The organism is Paenibacillus etheri (genome assembly GCF_001012825.1).
Taxonomy (GTDB): Bacteria; Bacillota; Bacilli; order Paenibacillales; family Paenibacillaceae; genus Paenibacillus_AQ; species Paenibacillus_AQ etheri.
In genome coordinates, this window is sequence record NZ_LCZJ02000026.1 from 258,213 (window position 1) to 277,626 (window position 19,414).

The following is a 19,414-nucleotide window of genomic DNA, read 5'->3' on the forward strand; positions in this document are numbered from 1 at the left end:
ATTTAGTCTTGTAGAATCCTTTAAATCTTAGATATTCACTACAGCATAAATTTCAAGCTATGATGGGAGTGTAAAACTATTTTCCCCAAAACAACAGACTCTTTCTTGTTTCTGGCTATTCATCCTCTTTTATCCCAAAATCTTCACACTTATCGTTGGGTGAACAATATGTAATACCATTCTTATAATCCATATCTATAGTTATAGAATCTGCTTTAGCTTTATCATAAAATAATAAATCTACGTTTTTAAATTTTTTATCTTTAGCTGCATCTAAAAAAAATAATACTTCATCTTTAGTAATTACTCCCTCAATATCTTTCACTAGTACAACAACGTACCTTGTTTTAAACTCCTTTACCCTTTCCTTGCTTGCTTTAAAATCAATTAAATAGGATGAAATATGTCGATTGTTAATTTCAGTTTGGATTTTGTCTATAAATTTAAAATTGCTTTCTATGCTAACTTTATGAAAATAATTTTCTACATTAAATTTCAAAACCATAGCTCTAGGTGCATTAAAAAAGAAGACTAAAGAAATGATGAAACCTATAAACATTAGATTCTGCTTTTTAATCTTTATTAAGAATATTACGAACAGAACGTAGCAGAGTACTACAGCCAATAAGATACACAGGGAAATATCAGGATGGTCATATTGCGGTTCAAAATTAATTATCCCCACTTTATCCGTGCTCAGTGCGATATTTAATAATGACCACCAAATTTCTACTCCTGCAAATGCACAAAATATGAGGAATATTATGCTAAATAAAAAAAACAGAATAGATCTCCTGCTTACGATTTTCTTCATATGTACTGTGTCACCCCGCTTTGAAATTCAATAAATTTATAGCGTGTATAAGTAACTTAATTCTTCTTAATCCTTTTTATGTATAATCGGCAAGTTGCAAAAATTATATAAATAGGAAACCCATTAAAAAGACCTTCTTGGTTTCCCAAGAAGGTCGGTGAACAGCTTACTCTGCAATCCACGCAAAGGTAGACATGGACTTAATATTCTCATGTTCTGCATATGACTTTAGTAATCTTACTTCTGATTGAAGATGCGATTTAAACTTCTCTGGAACACCAGTCAAGTCATCAAGCTCATTTAAATATTCAGATAGCTTAATATCGATCTCCCAGCGACCATCCTGAAGCCAAGCGGAATGGATAGAATCCTCTTTAAGGATATGCCAACCAGCCTTTTCAGCGATTGCTTTAATATCGTCCGAGTAAAGAGCGTACGAATGTTAGACAAGCTATTTTCCTTAAAACATTCATCCTATCACCCCTCTGAAAGCCACGAACTAGATTCGAACCCCGCTTAAGCTGCCGCCCAGAGCAAATAGTCGTTCGATATGCTTTTGAACCGCCGGATCCGGAATTAATGGTGGTGCTTGATGAGGTTTTACACGCGCATCAATAATCACGTTATCACATGACCAATGCTTGTACTCCGTAGAACTATTCACACCATATATATCATGCGATGGATTGCTGCGTGTGAACGTCGCCCATAGGAAATTCTCAATTCTATCACTTAAGAACTCGCTATCATCACACACAATAATCATCGGACAAGATGGGAGTGCTCCCTGTTCTTGAATCGCCTCGCTAAGCTTGTTCATTTCCTGCGCTGCTTCAGCGTAAGTAGTGAATTTAGTACCTTGAAGCGCCACGAGACCCGGCATCACCATCTTTGCATTTCCAAATCCCTGTAGTTCTTTAAGTATGTCAGGAACCTCTGTACATAACTCTCTTTTCTTCTCCCCAACCGCAGCAAAAATCACCTTACTTCCGCTGTTTAATCCTGTACCAGAATAATCAAGGGTATCAATCGTTGTATTCGTATAGAAATGAATATCTCTGCGAAGATTAATTCGCTCTAGAATATACGTCAAGAAATCCTCAACATCATGTGTGCTGACAGGTTGTTTCTCTTCGGCTGTAATAAACAAGAACTTAGCTAAACTAAGCTGACCTGTGCCTAATATCCGATTCGCGATCGTAAGAATCTCCGCTGGCTGTTTCACTTGTTGATAAGGTGTATAACGTTCACTGCCTATCGCAAATAAAAGGGGATGAACACCCGCAGCATCTACTGCGTGAACTTCTTTAACGCCCGGGATTTCTTGGCGAATAGCTCCGCCCGTCAACTCGTGAATTAACTCACCAAAAGCAGTATCCTCTTGTGGTGGTCTGCCGACAACCGTAAATGGAAAGATGGCATTCTTTTTAGCGTACACTTTATGTACTTTCATAACTGGAAAAGGATGTACCAAACTGTAATAGCCTAAATGATCGCCAAAAGGCCCTTCCGGCTTCGTCTCACCAGGATGAATTTCCCCTGTAATCACAAAATCCGCATCATTACTAATGCAATATCCATCTACATAGCTATAGCTAAAATGACGTCCCGAAAGTAAACCGGCAACGATCATCTCACTCATACCCTCTGGCAAAGGCATTACAGCCGATAACGTATGCGCTGGAGGTCCGCCGATAAAACAGCTCACTTTAAGCGGTTCTCCTTTTCGATTAGCTCTTTCTTGATGCACGCCGATACCGCGGTGAATTTGATAATGAATGCCAACCTCTTTATTGAGCTCATAATCATTACCATTCAACTGAACACGGTACATCCCCAGATTGGAATTCATAATACCGGGCTTGTCTGGATCTTCAGAATACACTTGCGGCAAAGTGACAAAAGCACCACCATCCTCTGGCCAATGTGTGATCAGCGGAAGATCAGAAATACTGATTTCCTGAAAACCGCTTGGTAGACCCCCTGGCTTTTTGATAGGCAATGCTTTTCTCGCGGATAACCCTGTCCCTACATATTTAAAAGGATTCTTGAGTGCTTTTACAGGATCGTTACGAAGAGCAATTACGTTATGTGTGGAGTTCCAAGTACGCCGAAAGATAAACTTACTGCGCTCTAGCGTTCCAAAAAGGTTAGATACGGCACGAAATTTCGAGCCTTTTACATTTTCAAATAATAATGCAGGGCCACCAGCTTCATAAACCTTCAAGTGAATCGCGGCCATCTCCAGATAAGGGTCCACTTCTTCACGAATACGAACCAAATGTCCATGTTTCTCTAAATCATTAACACACTCTTCTAAATTGCTATATTTCATTTCATTACTCCGATCTCTAGAAGGTTATTACAAGATTTCTTGGATGCTTTAATTATACCCTTTAACTTTTTAAAATAAAGCGATACCCTATGTACTAGAATATCCCGCCGTTATCTTGTATTCTCAGGTTTGGGTTCATCTCGCAAAATATTTCTGGCAGGAATCCCCACAGCCGAAGCATTATCCGGCACGTCCTTAACCACAACAGACATGGCTCCGATGTTAACATCGTTCCCCAGCGTAATCGGCCCTAGAATCTTAGAACCTACTCCGATAAATGCTCTATCGCCAATCACAGGTTCCCCTAAGTTATTTCTCCCCCCAATGGTCACTTGGTGAAAAATAGTAGCGTTGTTGCCGATCACTGCTTTAGGACTAATAATAATTCCATTTAACCCATGCGGTAAATGAAGCGCATCACCAATTTGAGCCTCTGCATGAAGCTCTCCATTGGCAACAATTCGGACAAACAGCACATCCATTATCCGGTATAGGAGCCACAAAGGTTTGCGGATCAGGCCACTTTTCACCCGATAATACACCCAATTTCCAAAACGATAAGTAAACAAAGCCATAATCGTTTGTGGGTTTTTTAGATTTGCTTTCCAGTCCTTTTTGAATGATTTCATCATTGTATCATCCTCCTATAGGGGCAAGATATGAACTATATTCTCGTGAAATGAAAGCATTAGTGTGGCAAGCATAAACGCCTTCGGCGTCCTTACAAGGACGGTAAGCGTTTAAGCGAGAAATAGAAGGATGATGTATAGCGTGAAACTTATACTTTCTTATATTTTGAAAAATATTCTGGGAGGATCGCAGGATGGAGAGTCATTCGGGTGATTGTGCTTTCACCAGTGTAAGTTAGATTCAGAGATTCATCAAGAATACCCAAGACCCATGGTCATCATATAGCCCCATACGTTATAGTTCTCTTTGCGAAGCTCAATATCGTTGACGGACTCTTTCCAATCGTACACATTCTCCCAAATGTGAGAACCTTCAGAAATACAGCCCCCCGGGAAACGTAAGAATGTAGGATGAAGATCAACAAGTGCGTTCACTAAGTCTTTTCTCAATCTATAGTTCGAATTTCCTTTATAGTTAGCATGAGCTGTAGCAGAACGTTCTTCTACCCCAGCGCCCCAAACATCTTCCGGCATTAAGGAAACCATATCAATAGAAATCTCACCGTTAAAGGTTAAAGCCAACTGACCGAGTACAGTCTCAGATCCTGTTAATACAAGCTTAGAATCGACACCATATTTCTTCCATTTACCGTCACCGTTCACCTCAACTACCGTTGCATCACTAATGGCTTTACCATCTTTGTCGAGCAATTGCAGGGTGATTGTTCCCGCTGCCTCTGCCTTCGCCCAAATCGTGAAGTTATACTTAGCATACTTCTTAATAAACATTGAGCAGTGCTGATTGGAATCCGCAAAGCCTCTATTATTGATCGTCGCGCCATCTGCCACTGTCACATAATGCGCATTCATATCTTTATCTTCGATGCCGAAGAAATCGTTCAATCCACCTGTATTGTGGACAGTCATTTTGTCCGTATCACCAGACCATGCATGCAGAGGTGTATAATTTCTTCCCGTTGAAGTCCCATGCACACCACATACATGCGAATAACTGTCAAAAGCAAATGACTCAAAGGAACGATTCTGCACTAACTCTGCATAAATTCCACCATCTGCCGCATTATTAATATCTTCATAGAATAGGCCATATAGAACTTCGCTAACATCCAAAATCTCATGGTTTCCATCGATCGTTAAGGTGTAGGGTGGCAAACCTTCTGGTAGCACAGATACAGTGAAGCTCTTTTCTACTGTACTATCACCTTTTTTCAAAACAGCAGTCAGCGTTACGCCTTGAGCAGATTGGACGGTTTTATTCAGGGTACCCTCATTAGTTATGATCGCTGAATCACTGGATACCCAAGACACATCAACTTTTCCACCCATGAGCGAAGCTGGCAATTCGATATCTTTGGTGATGATTGAACTAGTGAAGGTTAAATATTTATCTTTTGCGAGCTTAACAATCTCTTCATCTGTCAAAGACTCACACATAATCTCAATCACTTCGTCCTGCGTTAATCCCGCTTTATATACACGGAAGTCCGAAAGAGAGCCGCCAAAATCTACATCTGCAGCGTATTGGGACTTGCCGATCGTATTGTTACTATAATTAACTTGGTCCTCAAATGTAGCAAACCACGCACGTAGCTTAGCATATGTACCGCTAGAAGTCTGACTAATCATTCCATCCGCAACGACCTCACCATTTACATACATCATGGGTCCTGCACTGCTTAGTGTTCCACCTTTTGTTCCTGTGACCGCAAAGGCGACATGCACCCATTCACCCGCAGCAAAGGATTTACCAGGATCTGCGACTAAATCTTCCCCAGCAAAGCAACTTCCCCGGAAATTTCGTGTTAAGAAAATATAGGGTCCTGTCTCACCTTTACCGAAATCAAACAGTCTTTCCCATAAGCTCCCGGCAGTACTTACATGCATCCAAGTCGAGACAGTAATGCCCGTTTGGTCGCTGACCTCTTTAAGAAGATCATCCGGCAACGAAATATAGGATGTTCCATGTTCTCCACCCGCTAGTGAAACAGCACTTCTACCTGCTACAGTCTGAATGGATGGCAGCTTAGTCCCTGAAGCGGTTCCATCATTCCCATTCTCCGAGTAATCTTGACCCACATGATCCGGGTTATCAAACTTATAATGCGCTATCAAATTACCATTAATAGATGTATTACTGTTGTCATTGTTCATAGCAGATCACCTGTCATCTTTTGTATTAGAAATCATAAAATCCTAACCATTCTACTCATCACTACAACAAAACCGACTCATCTGTGGACCATTTTCCCTTTATACGAAACATAATAACACACTTTATAATCAATTAATATATTAATCAATTAATATCTATGTGAAATAAAAGAAAACTTTTTTTATACTTAAAGATTACCAAATCGACCTTTTTATTCATGATAAAATGAATTTGAATGTACGAAGGAGAGATGAATTTGAATAACCGAGTAGGTTTCGAGTCAACAAAACGTGATATCTTCACAATTGAATGTAAAGATATCCTGTTACGAGAGTTTAGAGTGGAGGATTTAGACGAGTTTCATGCACTTACCATGCAGCCTGAAATCATAGAATTTCTGCCAGACTGGAATGTTCCTAAAGAACAACGGCTAGATTGGTTAATAAACTATGAAATAAAAGAAAACCAACAGTTTCTACAAGCGGTCTCAGCGGATGGAAACATCGGGGAGCTACGTCTTCGTTTAGGCATTATTTTAAAAGAGACGGGGGAGTTTATTGGTTGGTGCTGTACAGGAATGAAGGATGAATTACCCGCTCCGAACAGAGAGATTATGTATGCCATATCCAAGGATCATCGCGGCAAAGGCTATACCACACAAGCTACCAAGGGATTAATTAAGTATTTGTTTGAGTACACCTCTACCGATGTATTAAACGCTATTGCTCTGATACAGAATACTTCCTCTAATAGAGTCCTACAAAAATGTGACTTCGACTTCATTAATGAGATTACGATTGAACATGATAATTATAATTATTACCAGCTTTCCAAGCGGAAATAGAATGAGTAAATCTCACGCAAAAAACCTCTGTATGGGAAATAGAGAATGAGGTCCATTTACCAAAACAGAGGTTTTTTATGTTGATTCAAGATTGTTGCTTCATACGAAGCATTTGCTCTAGAAGCTGTTCCACATCTTTTTCCGGGAATGCCGTCAGTAGCGTCTCTTTAAAGGTTTCTTGTGCACGGATGAGCTTGGCCTCACCAATAGAGGTTAGGGAGGTATAAATACTTCTGCGATCACTATCGCATGCTTTTCTCTCTAAAGCTCCGCAGCCCTTGGCTTCAAATCGGCTAACTAATCGTGAAACGGCACTTTGGCTTAAACCAACCATGGATTCGAGTTTCTGCAATTTCAATTTTTTCTCTGGGGCCTCCGACAAGAATAATAACAAGTAGAACTCTTTTAAAGATAAGCCATGATTCGCTTGCAAATTAACTTCTAATTCATTCGTCACATTCATTTGTATATGTGTTAACGTCAACCAGTTCGTGATAAGGTCATTGTTAATCATTTTGTCCATCTATATATTCATCTCCTGAGCGTATGACTATTCATGAATTTTTTCTTCTATATAATAGTACTACACTCCACATCTATTGTGCCAAGCTTAATCCAAAAAAGAGAAAAGACCGTTTCTCCAAGAAGCCGGCCTCTCTCCAAATGATACATTTTAATTTCGATTATAATAATTAAACTGTAAGTACTTTGAGGTAAGGATCAGCTTTAATTTCCTTTAATTCTAGGAAATCCAAAAGCATATTGCTGAGGAATGCCTGGGTCTTGCTGAAGCTCAACCCCAGCCTCTAAGGTCCAATATGGATTTCTCAGCATCCCCCGTCCTACGGCAACAAGATCTGCATCCTCATTCCCAATCACTGCATTAGCAAGAGCTGGTTCATCCAATCTACCAACAGCAATCACCGGAACATTCAAGCCATATTTGATCTCTCTTGCCAAAGGAACTTGATACGCCGCATGTGTTCCTGGCTTGTCAGCAGCCGCGATAGGTCCTTCACCACCTGCACTGATATGGAAAATATCTGCGCCAGCTTCTTTATAAGCTTTACTAAATGCTAAGCTTTCTTTAATGCCGTATCCGCCTTCTACATATTCTTGAGCTGAGATACGCATAATCAATGGCATTCCTTCAGGCATTTCACTTTTCGCTGCACGAATAATTTCAGTACCGAACAAGGTCAAATCCTTGCCATATTCATCTGCTCTTTGATTCGTTAGTGGTGAATGGAACTGATGAATAAGATAACCGTGCGCACCATGAAGCTCGATAACATCAAACCCCGCTTGAATCGCACGCTTCACACTGAGCCGGAATTTCTCAACCATACCCTTCACTTCATCAGTCGTAAGAGCACGTGGTGTTTTGGAGTCTGCATCAAATGGAACGGCAGATGAGGATACAGGAACTGCTGCATCTTCAGCTTTGCGCCCAGCATGAGCAATTTGAATACCTACTTTTGCTCCATAGGAATGACAAGCATCAACAATTCTAGCTAGTGCAGGAATCTGCTCATCGGACCAAATACCAAGGTCAAAATCAGAAATTCGGCCATCAGGCTCCACATCGGTCATTTCAATAATAATTAATCCAGTTCCACCAATGGCGCGACTTACGTAATGATTATAATGCCAATCGGTAGCAATTCCGTCCTTGTTAGTCACGGAATACTGACACATCGGAGGCATAACCACCCGATTCTTCAATTTCAAATCCTTCATTTCATACGGGGTGAACAAGTCCTTCATGATATCTCTCCTCTTTATAAAAAACTAAATTTATTATGAACATTGGGACAATGTTTTAGCAGAAATTATTAATGCATGCTCATGCATGTATATTATTATAGAATATCGATGGTGTCAACTACAAATGCCACCTGCAGAATAAAACTCTACATATTGTTGAAATCCCTATCCCAAGGTAATATATGGATATCTATTTCCTTAGAAAGGATGAACTCACAAGTGGGTAAAAAACTTTTACAATCACATAGTATCTTTCCTACCCTCAACATTGAGCAAACGGCTGCTTATTATAGTCAATACTTAGGCTTTCAAGTTGTGCCCTATTTAGATACGGAAGAACCGCATATTTGTCTATATCGTGATGATACAGAAATTATTCTTACACACTCCCAAGGACAAAGGGTAATTCCTAATCGAGAATTGTATGGATATGGTTACGATGCCTATTTTATTACGAAGCAGCAAGAACAACTGGAGAAGGAATTCGAAGCCGCTGGCGTTAACATTGTTCGAGCATTAGCAAATACTGACTATAATAACAAGGAATTTGTTATTGAAGATGTCGATGGGCGCTGGATTGCTTTTGGGATCAAAGAATAAGAAAAAAAACGGCTCTCGGCCGTTTTTCTTATTTTTCAGAAGAGACCACATAGCTTCTTACCCACACGAACATCCCTTGTAATTCTGTATGCTAATTCACAAAATTTCATCTCCACTGCCATTAATCACACAGAAATCACTATGATTATGCGCAATTAATGTAGAATAAGCATTTCCCTGATCTAATAGATGCTCTTGAAAAAACTTAGCGACAAGTTCATTTATCTGATTATGAGTTCCACATGTTCTTTGATATAAAATCTCGTCCTCCTCAAAAAGTGGCATATCACTAAAGGACATATGTGTAGCACTTCGTATTTTCAAAAAAGATTTATATCCGTTCCAATTCCGATAAAGCTTCTCTTGTCCTTTGATGAAATCATTTGCTAATTTCTCCTGTAAAATATTGCTTAGAGATTCTAAAGCAGAGGCCTTTTGCCTTAATACAAGTAGGGGTACCGTATTGTTCTTCACTTCATTCTCAAAATATAAATGCATACTTGCATCTAATAATACTGCGGCTTTAATTCTATCATCTTCCATAGTTAAATCTAATGCAGTAGCTCCACCGATCGAGTGTCCAATAATGCCAACCTTATCCAAATCAAAACTTCCCATTCTGTCCTTATCCTTAGAATTCAAATGGGATAGGTAATCCAAGACATACTGTATATCCTTTTTTCGAATAGAAATTAAGTGATGTAATTCGCTATAATCTGTAGCCTGTATTGTCCTCATGACTTCTGATTGATGAATAAATTCTCCACTTGGACAAACAGTAAACATGGCTTCACAAGCAGCACTAACAGTTACCACTATGAATTCTTGCTTTACCAGCGATTGTATATTGTAAATATACATATCTCTATCTAAGCCCAGTGCGGGAGAGTAGATAATAACTGGATAGGATCGTTTGGATTTCTGTTGCAATGTTCCCTCGCTGATTGAGGTAGATAATCCATCTATGATATCCATATTCATACCAATATCTTGTAGAATTGCTCTGGCTTGTAGTTCACAGGGGCAGTAAAGATCCATATATTTCATTTCAGATTCGTTGTTATCGAGCAAAGCATCCGTATCCGGATAATAAATACTTATTACGATTTTTCTGGACTCTGACTCTTCTTGGAACGTACCCTTGCGCGTGTAATCCGTTAATAATTTAACTTTTCGAAAAACTCTCATTGTTCCACTCCATTCTTCCTCATTCACTATAAATGTCCATACTAATGTCGAATGCTATGAATGGAATCAAGTTGAATGAACGGTTATAATACCTATGTGCAATCGAATCTTTATAAAATTCAGGGATGTGGAAACTATAATGGTGAATAATTCAGCATATACACTTTATTTACGTGAGGATTGGAAAAAACTAAGCGATTTCACCGCTATCCAATTATCAGAAGAAGAGCTTACCGATATCCAAAGTATTAACGATAAAATCTCGATTGAGGATGTAAATGAAGTCTATCTTCCTCTGTCCGAATTGATAAATTTGCAACTTCAAGCCTCTCATACATTTAAAGAATCTATAAATCACTTTCTTAACAACGATCTTAAAAGTGGTCCCTTTATCATAGGTATTGCCGGAAGTGTCGCTGTTGGCAAGAGTACAACCGCTAGACTTCTTCAGAAGCTCCTCTCTCAATTACCTTCTCACCCTAAAGTAGATTTAGTTACGACGGACGGGTTCCTACTCCCCAATGCCGAGCTAGAAAAGCGCGGAATTATGAAGAAAAAAGGATTTCCTGAAAGCTACGACACACGTAGTTTGATTTCATTTTTAACTAAAGTGAAGTCTGGTGTTTCGAGTGTTCAAAGCCCTGTATACTCGCACCTAACTTATGATATTGTGACAAAAGAATATATCACGATCGAGAACCCGGACATCCTAATTGTTGAAGGATTAAATGTTCTTCAGACTAGTTTGACGATTAATCAAAATGTGCCAAACTATTTTGTATCTGATTTCTTTGATTTCTCAATTTATGTTGATGCTGATGTGAATAATATAGAGAAATGGTATATCGATCGGTTTATTAAGCTTAGAGATACCGCCTTCCAAGATGAGCAATCTTATTTTAAAAAATATGCACAATTATCACTAGAAGAATCTATCGAGATCTCAAAAAGAATATGGAAAGAAATCAATTATGTAAATTTGATACACAATATTTTACCAACCAGAAATCGCGCAGATCTTATACTATTTAAAAATAACAACCATCACATAGATCGCATTAAGCTGCGAAAATAAGCAAATTGCAAACCAAGTCTCTGATCTGCAGAGCTTGGTTTTTTCATGTGCATAATAAATTGGGTGAATATCGTAGGTGTAATGCCTTTATCCCCTCGTCAAGACAAACGTATACTGTGGTACATTCGTACACTAATGTAGAGAGAGGATAAATCAAATGATCGAAATCGCCTTGGCCTTTCAAGATAAGGATGGACAATATGCAGAGCATGCCGGTGTCGTTTTAGCGTCAGTTTTTCATCATACAAGTTCCCCAATCCATGTTCATATTTTACATGATGCCTCTTTAACCGAAGTTAACAAGCGAAAGCTCGTCAGATTAATCACTAAACACCAGCATACGATTAGCTTTTATTCGATTACTTTACCCGAAGATTTGCTCCAGATTCTTGCCAATATTAATTCTATCGATATGTGGACACATGCAAGTATGTACCGGTTGCTGCTTCCCGCATTAATTCCTGCTGACAAAATTATTTATCTGGATTGTGATGTATTAGTAAATATGGACATTGCTGAACTGTGGCAGATCGAGCTGAATGAAAAATATTTAGGGGCGATTTGGGATCAGGGCATTATGGATGTTGCACCAATTGTGAGCGCCAAAGGGCTGAATCCTGAGGTTTATTTTAATTCTGGAGTGATCGTATTTGCTCTGAATAATATCCGCCAGAATACGAACTGGTACCATGAGATGCTGAACTTCTTGCGCACTTTCCCTGATGTCACCATGCCTGACCAGGATGTTCTAAATGCAGTTTTTGGAGCGAATTACCTCCCTCTCGATATCCGTTTTAATTCATTTAACATGGCCATCCCAGATCATGACTACAATAATAAAATTGTCCATTTTGCCGGAGATGAAAAATGCTGGAATAAAGATTCCTCAGGATTTGCGCTATATCGTAAGTTCCTAAATCTAACCCCTTGGAGAGCTTTTAAAGCCAAATTAAAACGAAGAAGACGGAAGGTCAGCTATGTTAAGCAGCGGTTCATACGAAAAAGTAATAGACGAATCATTTATAGACGTAAAATTAAAATTATCCGCACAAGAATCTCACCCGTTTCGTTATTCCAATTGAAATTAGTTCGAACGATTAGAAGAAGGAACGGGATTGTAATCAATACAAGAATACAAAACCAACGACGCATAAAACGCTAAAAAGCAGCCCCTATTGAATAGGGGCTCAGGCTGTCGAGAAACCCAAGACCATCCAGTGAATTGGGTTTCTCGTCATTCTGAAAAACGGCACTCTGCCGTGTTTTTTGAACATGATCGTATAATAAATCCTTTTAGTTCACTTTAGTAAAAAACCATTTCTGAGCATCGCTTCCATTATCCGTCCACTGCTGAACCGCTGCTCCATCCTCTGTTGAGGCTCCGTTTACATCCATAGCTAATCCACTCACTTTAGAAATTAGTTTGTAGTAGCCACCCCCTACATCTACAATGCTCCAGCGCTGAGCGTTGGTACCATTGTCATCCCACTGCTGCAACTGTATACCGCTGGCGGTTGATGAGTTCGGCACATCCAACACTTTTCCACTATGCACTGCTGTCAGCTTATAGTAGCCGTCTCCCGTACTTTCCACCTTGAATTTCTGATTATTGGCTGTGTAATTGGTCCATTGCTGCATCTTTGCCCCGTTTGCTGTAGATACATCTACAACGTCGAGAACCTTACCACTAGCCTTATCAGCCAAAGTATAAATCCCGTCACTGACGATGCTTGAGTTAGGCGTAGTCTGATACACACGTACGTAATCAACCAGCATTTGTGCAGGGAAAGCAGTTGAACCGTTTGGTCCTCCAGGCCAATCCCCACCCACTGCAAGGTTTAGCAGAATGAAGAAGGGTTTCTGGAATTCCTCCGTATTTCCCGTTCCGTTCTCGATATAAAAAGCATTATATTGGTTGCCATCTACAAACCATTTAATATAATTCGCATCCCATTCCACGCTGTACACATGGTACTGAGAGAAATCAAGATTACCGGAAACCTGACCATAACTGGCATGCCCATTGGCATCCCAGTGTACCGTCCCATTAACAGAAGCATTATTGTTCACATGCTCCATAATGTCCGTTTCCCCAGATTTCGGCCAACCCACCGAATCAATATTCGATCCCAGCATCCAAAACGCCGGCCAGAGTCCTTGGCCTGAAGGCAGCTTGATTCTAGCTTCGATTTTTCCATAGGTAAAACTTTTAAGTCCCTGTGTTTTGATCCGTGCAGAGGTATAATTCATTCCTCCATAAGATTCCTTTTGCGCTGTTATTGCTAGATTCCCACCTGTTACCTGTAGGTTCTGTGGACGACTAGTATAATACTGAAGCTCATGGTTTCCCCAACCGTCGATCCCCGTGCCGATTTCAGCCGACCAATTATTAGTATTCAGAGAATCCCCGTCAAATTCATCGCTCCATACCAGATTCCAGTTCGAGGCTGCACTTGAATTACCAGTAGGCACTAGAGCAATCATGAGTGTGAACAGCAGAAATAGACTTAGCATTTTTCCTTTTCTCAACATCGTCGTCTCCTCCTAATAAATGAAAAAATTATAGGACACAGGAATGCTTAAGACGATATCTGCCCAGGGTCAGCCCAATGGAATCACCTCTTTGATCTTTATTGATTTCATTGCACGGCGCGCTCGCACATTTGAAACCGGTTTCGTTTTTGGATAAAATAAGACGCTATCCCCAGAACCAGCTATTACAGCCAGAGCCAGGTTAACGCATTACTTCATTTGCAGTGTACGTCTTCTCTATCCGTAATATGCCAAGATTTAAACTTTACTTATGTACTTTAATTCCATAGCCACTACCTAACTTCCCACCTGCGATTAGATAAGCTTTTGCACTCCGTTGCAATTGGGTGTTCTCTTCGTATTCATGTGGGTTCGCTCTTAGCTTATTAAATATTCTTTCTTCTGCTTCCTTCGAACTTTTATCGACTTCATAAATGTTGAACTGACTCTGAAACTGAATAATGTTCGATTCCGGTTTCAAGATCTCACGTAGTTCAGGATCGAGCAGCCATGAATGACAAATAAATACTGAAGTTATACCCCTAAAAAAAGCTCTGGCTAACTGAAAGGATTCCTCCACACTTTGAACGGATAAAGGATCTCCCGCTGGAATGTGCACATTAAGCACGATTTGATTGGTAAAGATTGTACAACCATCAACGACTAACTCCCGGTCCATTGCATAAGGTTGAAATTGCATTCTTCCCAAACGAAATAAACGAAGCTGAACATGCTCCTGTAGCCAGTTATATTCTTCAATACCATATTCACCGTAATCACGCAGACATTGCGTACACCAGATCTGAATATCTGAGAATGTATCAAAATAGATCTCATCCTCAATGTTACGAATACGATACTCTTCATAAGCATCTACTGCGAATCTTACAAATAAATATAATAGTAGCTTTCGATAGCCTTCCGATGGTTTCACAGATTCAAAAAAAGAAAATCTGTCAAAATAAAAATGTTGTTTATAAACTAGATATTCATCCTCTTTCATCTGAAACTCATAAACCTGCTGTCTAGCAGCAGGATCAAGCTTTATCCCTTCACACAATACTCTGATGTTCACTAGAAAACCTCCTCCATTCTCAGTTCCGCATCCTGATTCAAAATTTCCGAAGCGGTGATACAATGCGTGAATAGCTCGCGGATAAGCAAAAGAGCAACAGATCTAATGTAGATGCTTTCGTTACTGCACAAGGAACTCCTGCATCAGTGATAAATTTATTCTCTGGTGATGTAGAAGGGTTAATGATAAGATACGGCTCCATCCTCAAGTTTAAAGATATCGCAGATATGGTCGGTTATAACAATCAATATTATTTCAGTAAAGTATTTAAACTCATTACAGGCTTAACACCTAGCAAATTCAAAAGCGCTTCTGAAGTGAATTGACTCTACGGATTTGGTTTGTAAAAACTCATAAAATAAAACAAAGAAACGGCATTTGTACCGTTTCTTTGTTTTATGGATGGTCAGGGCTCAGAGCCTGTTTTACTCCAATCCATGTTCCTTGCGGATGTTATACATACCTTGAACAAGCAGTTCGGAAGGATCCCGATTTAATTGCAAGTGGGTTAACAATAAATGCAGTGGGAACGCACACACGTTATTCCCATCGCTTATCGCTGGAAATCCAGCCTCGAAGACCGGACCAAGTTTTTCGTTCCAAGCTAGGCCAACGTGTACATCCTCTGGCGCAAATTCTTCAGTGATTTCTTTAATACATTGCGGAACTAACACATTGTCTATGATCGCTTTAGCTTCTTCTTCACTTGAAGGCGGTTTTGGAAGCGTTTTGCCTCCCTCAATCTTCATCAGATCAACAAAGAATGAAGCCATCCATGCTGCAGGATCCTTACCCGATTGGAATCTTGCAATCAATTCACGCAGAAAAAAGCCACAAGAATAGACATGGTCTAACTCAGACTTCACGTGAAAAACAAAAACCGGGCCGTAGGCCTCCATATTCAACACTTGTCCTTCAACGTCTTGAAAGTGCACTCTCAAAGCTACGAGACCGTTATGATGAACAGCCATCACTAGCTTATTCATATCCTCCTCAGACATTTCTGGATCATTGGTTATTTCCTCGTTCTCGTTTAATGTTTCTTCGTTCTCATTTGTTATCTCATTGGTCATTTTAAATTCCCTCCCGCTCCTATCATACCATCTAGCGAATTGAACTGACACTTTAATAATAGACAAATTCCTACCAGTTGAGGAGAAAAAAAATAAACGGCATCTCTGCCGCTTAGTTATAGGTGAACTCTCAGTTAAGTCACATCCATTAATTTCTTTACTATTGTACTGGTTAATTGTTTGATATCCCCAGGATCTAACTTGTAAGCAGAAGTAGCTTTCCGTGTCGGTTTAGGATTTGTCGATATGAAGTCAGCGATATACAGGTCGATAAATACAACGGGATCTGCCCCAGTTCTTTTTCTGAGTTCGCCTGATACCTTCGTGTTGGGTCCGTCCGCTCCACCGCTGATTGAAATGAAACCATACTTGTTCGGATTTGTTTTCAAATGCTTTAAATAGGGTCGGAGTGGTGTGGTCACTTGCCCCATCCAGATCGGCCCGAAAAAGAGTATCAAATCATACTTTACTAATAAATTAGGTGATGGCTGTACCAACGGTATCCTGCTGAAAATCATATCCATTGTAATGGTACTCAATGTCCGAGGTTTGGATTCAGAAATCTGAAAATATTCAGACGACAGTTCTTTAGCCACACTGCCAGCTAATGTATCATTGTTGCCTGAGAATGAATACGATATGACTGCAATGTTCATCTTAGCCCTCCTGAAACGAATTATTTCGTCTTTGCCTGCTCCAGTGCATTTTCTAGTGCCTTAAGATGTGCTTTAGAGGTAAGCGTTGCACCGCTAATAACGTCTACCTGAAGAGCTTGTGATTCAATCACATGTCTAAACAAATCACCAATGCTTATCCCACCCTTCAGTTTCAGTAGGTTTCCATTTTTATCTAAAGCGCCTTTGAGTATTTTAATATCGAAAATTTGACCCCTGGTCAATGATAAAGATGGCCAGCGAAAATTTAAGCTTCATTATGACAACCTCCCAGACTGATTTTGGATTTGAAAAAGTAATATAATCCCATTATCATCATTCTAGAATTCAAGGAAGCGTTTAACAATTATGTATTCCTTCGTGAATTAGGTTCAATATTACGAACTTTTAGTCAATAAGAAAGCGTATAATTAAGAAGAAACGACGTTTTCATAGAACTAGATAGAGGAGGACATTACAATCATGAAATTGAGCATGAATTGGATAACGCTTAGGGTGCGCAATCTGGAGGCTTCCCTTGATTTTTATAACCGGATTCTGGGGCTTCCCATTGACCGTAGGTTTGAGAGCAGAGGAAAACAAATTGTTATGTTAGGCACTGTGGATCAGCCCAAAATCGAGCTTATTCAGGGTAGTGACCCGGCACTGAAACCGGAATGCGGCGTTTCTGTTGGTTTCGAAGTGGAATCGCTCGACGATGCCATAGAGTATTTGAAAAGCCACGGCATTCCCGTCGCACGCGGACCGATCACGCCAAATCCGCATCTGCGATTCTTTTATATACTGGACCCGGACGGCTTCGAGGTACAATTAGCGGAGCATAGCTAGGCTAGCGCTTTTCAAACAAAAAGAGGAGTGTCCCAAAAGCCATGAAATGGCATGGCTGCGGTGACACTCCTTTTTTTCAATTATGATTTATTTAGTGTTTGGCTCATTCTGTTATTTTGCGAGACCCGTCAACCTCCTAATTTCCTGACTAACGGAATAGGAGATCGCTTGAGCCGTTTGCTGAGATCTTGATGTATTTTGCTGAGAAAGTTCTACTTTAGGCTCAGCTCCCTTTGTCATTGAGTTATCTGATGGATTACTAATCGCGTATCATGCCATAATTTATTCTGCATTTCCTTATCTCCACCTGGATGTACGGGTACTATTGGATTGCCTGTTCCAACATTAAAATATCCCCCTGTGGTCTCCTGATATTTGGGATCGATCATTAACCGAATAATGATATCAGCTCCCTTACGTGGATTCCCTATATGAAGAATTTTCAATACACGCTCAAGGATAGGTGCAAACCACAACTCACGCCCCAAACCCGTTACATTAAAACCTGGATTTAATGCGTGAACAGTAACTTCGGTCCCCGTGAATTGGCGAGCAAGTTCAGCGGTAAACATGATATTCAGCAGCTTTGTTTTTCCATAGATCTCTGACGAACCTCTAGCCGAAAAATCAGATGTATTTATCAAATCCTCAGGAAGCTTAAGTTCTCCATGATTACGTGAAGCCTCAGAAGCCACATTTATAATTCTTGCGCTACCCGCTGCTTTTAAAGAATGCTGTAATGTATGAGTCAATATCCATGGTGCAAAATAGTTCACAGCCATCATTTCTGATAAACCTTCAGAAGTGATCCTCTGTTCAAAAGCATGAAGTCCTGCGTTATTTAATAACACGTCTATCTTCGGATATGCATCAGATATTTCTTGCCCTAAACGACTGACATCCCTCAATAAAGATAAATCCCCGTAGAAAAAATTTACTTCGGCAGCAGGTACGCTTTCCCTTATCAAGTTCTCAGTAGCTTCTGCGCGACTTTTACTCCTTGCCGTGAGAACAAGATGAGCCCCACGCGTTGCCATTTCAATGGCAACGCGTTGTCCCAACCCGCTTGTAGCTCCAGTAATTGCAATAATCGGCTCTGTCATCATCTTCATTCTCCTTTATGTAGGACTTAAACAGCTGCAAGTTCATTTTGACAGCGTATGGTCGAAAATATATAATTGATATATGTCAACTATATGCAGGTGATTGATATATGTCAACTAATTTAAAACATGAACCTTTTGAATAAAAATCTAGGTTAGGTGGTTAAAACAATGAATATCGAATGCAAAGATTCATTAAGAGGACAAATGGAGCTAAAGCTCGGTAAACAAATCAATGCACTGATTAGCGCAGCGCATGCGCTTAATGTCAAAACTGCTGCCTCATTCGATTCTTCTATACAGCCTGCAGCTTTCCATATCGTCCGTTGGCTGTATTCCTATGGACCGACTAGCGCCTCTGCTTTGGCGGAAGCAACAGCTATGGATCGTAGTTCGGTCAGTCGTCTTCTCAAACAGCTTGAGAATTTAGGGTATGTTCAAAGGGAAGACTCTCCTAAGGATCGTCGAGCTATCTTTCTTACGCTCACAGATCTTGGACGACAAAAAACCTATGATGCGCTGCAGGATAAGGAGTTCGTATTTTATGAGCGCATAGCGCAATGGGATAATCAGCAGCTTGAAACCTTTATCCAAATGCTTAAGGAATTCAATGGATTTTAGCCGCCTTACTGTGCTCTGAAGTTAAATTTCATTTGCATAAAACAATTAATTTTGTTAGTATAACTGACGAACGTTCGTTAATA

General features: G+C 39.9%; 19 protein-coding genes and 1 pseudogene. 7 read left to right on the forward strand and 13 right to left on the reverse strand.

The annotated features are described in order from the left end of the window. Positions 1-115 precede the first annotated feature (115 nt). From UQ64_RS16265 to UQ64_RS16280, 4 genes and pseudogenes are all read right to left on the reverse strand, one after another. A complete protein-coding gene (locus tag UQ64_RS16265) occupies positions 116-814 on the reverse strand; it encodes a hypothetical protein (RefSeq protein ID WP_060624486.1) in 699 nt (232 codons plus the stop codon). Positions 815-1,313: 499 nt separating this feature from the next. Then, entirely contained in the window at positions 1,314-3,149 is a 1,836-nt protein-coding gene (locus tag UQ64_RS16270) for a UbiD family decarboxylase (RefSeq protein WP_060624487.1), read from the reverse strand. 110 nt (positions 3,150-3,259) lie between these two features. Next, a complete protein-coding gene (locus UQ64_RS16275) occupies positions 3,260-3,781 on the reverse strand; it encodes a serine O-acetyltransferase (protein ID WP_060624488.1) in 522 nt (173 codons plus the stop codon). A gap of 255 nt (positions 3,782-4,036) precedes the next feature. Further along, a pseudogene (locus UQ64_RS16280) lies at positions 4,037-5,950 on the reverse strand (LamG-like jellyroll fold domain-containing protein); the annotation flags it as partial. A gap of 251 nt (positions 5,951-6,201) precedes the next feature. Here UQ64_RS16280 and UQ64_RS16285 point away from each other — a divergent pair. After that, on the forward strand, positions 6,202-6,795 hold the full coding sequence (locus UQ64_RS16285) for a GNAT family N-acetyltransferase (RefSeq protein ID WP_060624490.1): 594 nt from the start codon (positions 6,202-6,204) through the stop codon (positions 6,793-6,795). Between the two features lie 85 nt (positions 6,796-6,880). Here the strand turns inward: UQ64_RS16285 and UQ64_RS16290 are convergent, their stop codons facing one another. Together UQ64_RS16290 and UQ64_RS16295 are read right to left on the reverse strand one after the other, a co-directional pair. Next, positions 6,881-7,318 (reverse strand): MarR family winged helix-turn-helix transcriptional regulator, encoded by a 438-nt coding sequence (locus UQ64_RS16290; RefSeq protein ID WP_082651167.1) that lies wholly within the window; start codon positions 7,316-7,318, stop codon positions 6,881-6,883. Between the two features lie 203 nt (positions 7,319-7,521). Beyond that, the gene (locus tag UQ64_RS16295) at positions 7,522-8,562 is read right to left on the reverse strand and encodes an NADH:flavin oxidoreductase/NADH oxidase (protein WP_060624491.1); all 1,041 of its coding nucleotides are present in this window, start codon (positions 8,560-8,562) and stop codon (positions 7,522-7,524) included. Positions 8,563-8,781: 219 nt separating this feature from the next. Here UQ64_RS16295 and UQ64_RS16300 point away from each other — a divergent pair, with 219 nt between their 5' ends. Next, complete coding sequence (locus UQ64_RS16300) at positions 8,782-9,162, forward strand: VOC family protein (RefSeq protein ID WP_209445814.1); 381 nt, start codon at positions 8,782-8,784, stop codon at positions 9,160-9,162. Between the two features lie 96 nt (positions 9,163-9,258). On the opposite strand, the gene UQ64_RS16305 is transcribed toward UQ64_RS16300, so the two are convergent. Next, positions 9,259-10,377 carry an alpha/beta hydrolase family protein gene (locus UQ64_RS16305; RefSeq protein ID WP_156417579.1) on the reverse strand — a complete coding sequence of 373 codons (1,119 nt, stop codon included), beginning with the start codon at positions 10,375-10,377 and terminating at the stop codon, positions 9,259-9,261. Between the two features lie 112 nt (positions 10,378-10,489). Between UQ64_RS16305 and coaA the strand changes: the two genes are divergently transcribed. Then, entirely contained in the window at positions 10,490-11,425 is a 936-nt protein-coding gene (gene coaA, locus UQ64_RS16310; RefSeq protein WP_060624494.1) for a type I pantothenate kinase, read from the forward strand. A 157-nt stretch (positions 11,426-11,582) separates the two neighbouring features. Continuing rightward, entirely contained in the window at positions 11,583-12,587 is a 1,005-nt protein-coding gene (locus UQ64_RS16315; protein WP_060624495.1) for a glycosyltransferase family 8 protein, read from the forward strand. A 131-nt stretch (positions 12,588-12,718) separates the two neighbouring features. Here the strand turns inward: UQ64_RS16315 and UQ64_RS16320 are convergent, their stop codons facing one another. Together UQ64_RS16320 and UQ64_RS16325 are read right to left on the reverse strand one after the other, a co-directional pair. Further along, the gene (locus UQ64_RS16320) at positions 12,719-13,957 is read right to left on the reverse strand and encodes an RICIN domain-containing protein (protein ID WP_060624496.1); all 1,239 of its coding nucleotides are present in this window, start codon (positions 13,955-13,957) and stop codon (positions 12,719-12,721) included. A 265-nt stretch (positions 13,958-14,222) separates the two neighbouring features. Further along, complete coding sequence (locus tag UQ64_RS16325; protein WP_060624497.1) at positions 14,223-15,032, reverse strand: acyltransferase domain-containing protein; 810 nt, start codon at positions 15,030-15,032, stop codon at positions 14,223-14,225. A 146-nt stretch (positions 15,033-15,178) separates the two neighbouring features. On the opposite strand from UQ64_RS16325, the gene UQ64_RS30155 reads away from it, so the two are divergent. Beyond that, positions 15,179-15,358, forward strand: coding sequence for a helix-turn-helix domain-containing protein (locus tag UQ64_RS30155; RefSeq protein WP_209445815.1), 180 nt, complete (start codon positions 15,179-15,181; stop codon positions 15,356-15,358). Positions 15,359-15,457: 99 nt separating this feature from the next. Here UQ64_RS30155 and UQ64_RS16330 read toward each other — a convergent pair whose 3' ends face one another. From UQ64_RS16330 to UQ64_RS16340, 3 genes are all read right to left on the reverse strand, one after another. Next, positions 15,458-16,105, reverse strand: coding sequence for a hypothetical protein (locus UQ64_RS16330; RefSeq protein ID WP_042186601.1), 648 nt, complete (start codon positions 16,103-16,105; stop codon positions 15,458-15,460). A gap of 134 nt (positions 16,106-16,239) precedes the next feature. After that, on the reverse strand, positions 16,240-16,761 hold the full coding sequence (locus UQ64_RS16335) for a flavodoxin family protein (protein WP_060624498.1): 522 nt from the start codon (positions 16,759-16,761) through the stop codon (positions 16,240-16,242). Positions 16,762-16,781: 20 nt separating this feature from the next. Beyond that, entirely contained in the window at positions 16,782-17,003 is a 222-nt protein-coding gene (locus UQ64_RS16340; RefSeq protein ID WP_060624499.1) for an FMN-binding protein, read from the reverse strand. 238 nt (positions 17,004-17,241) lie between these two features. Between UQ64_RS16340 and UQ64_RS16345 the strand changes: the two genes are divergently transcribed. Then, complete coding sequence (locus UQ64_RS16345; RefSeq protein WP_060624500.1) at positions 17,242-17,607, forward strand: VOC family protein; 366 nt, start codon at positions 17,242-17,244, stop codon at positions 17,605-17,607. 236 nt (positions 17,608-17,843) lie between these two features. Here UQ64_RS16345 and UQ64_RS16350 read toward each other — a convergent pair whose 3' ends face one another. After that, positions 17,844-18,713 carry an SDR family NAD(P)-dependent oxidoreductase gene (locus UQ64_RS16350; RefSeq protein ID WP_060624501.1) on the reverse strand — a complete coding sequence of 290 codons (870 nt, stop codon included), beginning with the start codon at positions 18,711-18,713 and terminating at the stop codon, positions 17,844-17,846. Between the two features lie 168 nt (positions 18,714-18,881). Here UQ64_RS16350 and UQ64_RS16355 point away from each other — a divergent pair, with 168 nt between their 5' ends. Next, entirely contained in the window at positions 18,882-19,331 is a 450-nt protein-coding gene (locus UQ64_RS16355) for a MarR family winged helix-turn-helix transcriptional regulator (protein WP_060624502.1), read from the forward strand. The last annotated feature ends 83 nt before the right edge of the window (positions 19,332-19,414 follow it).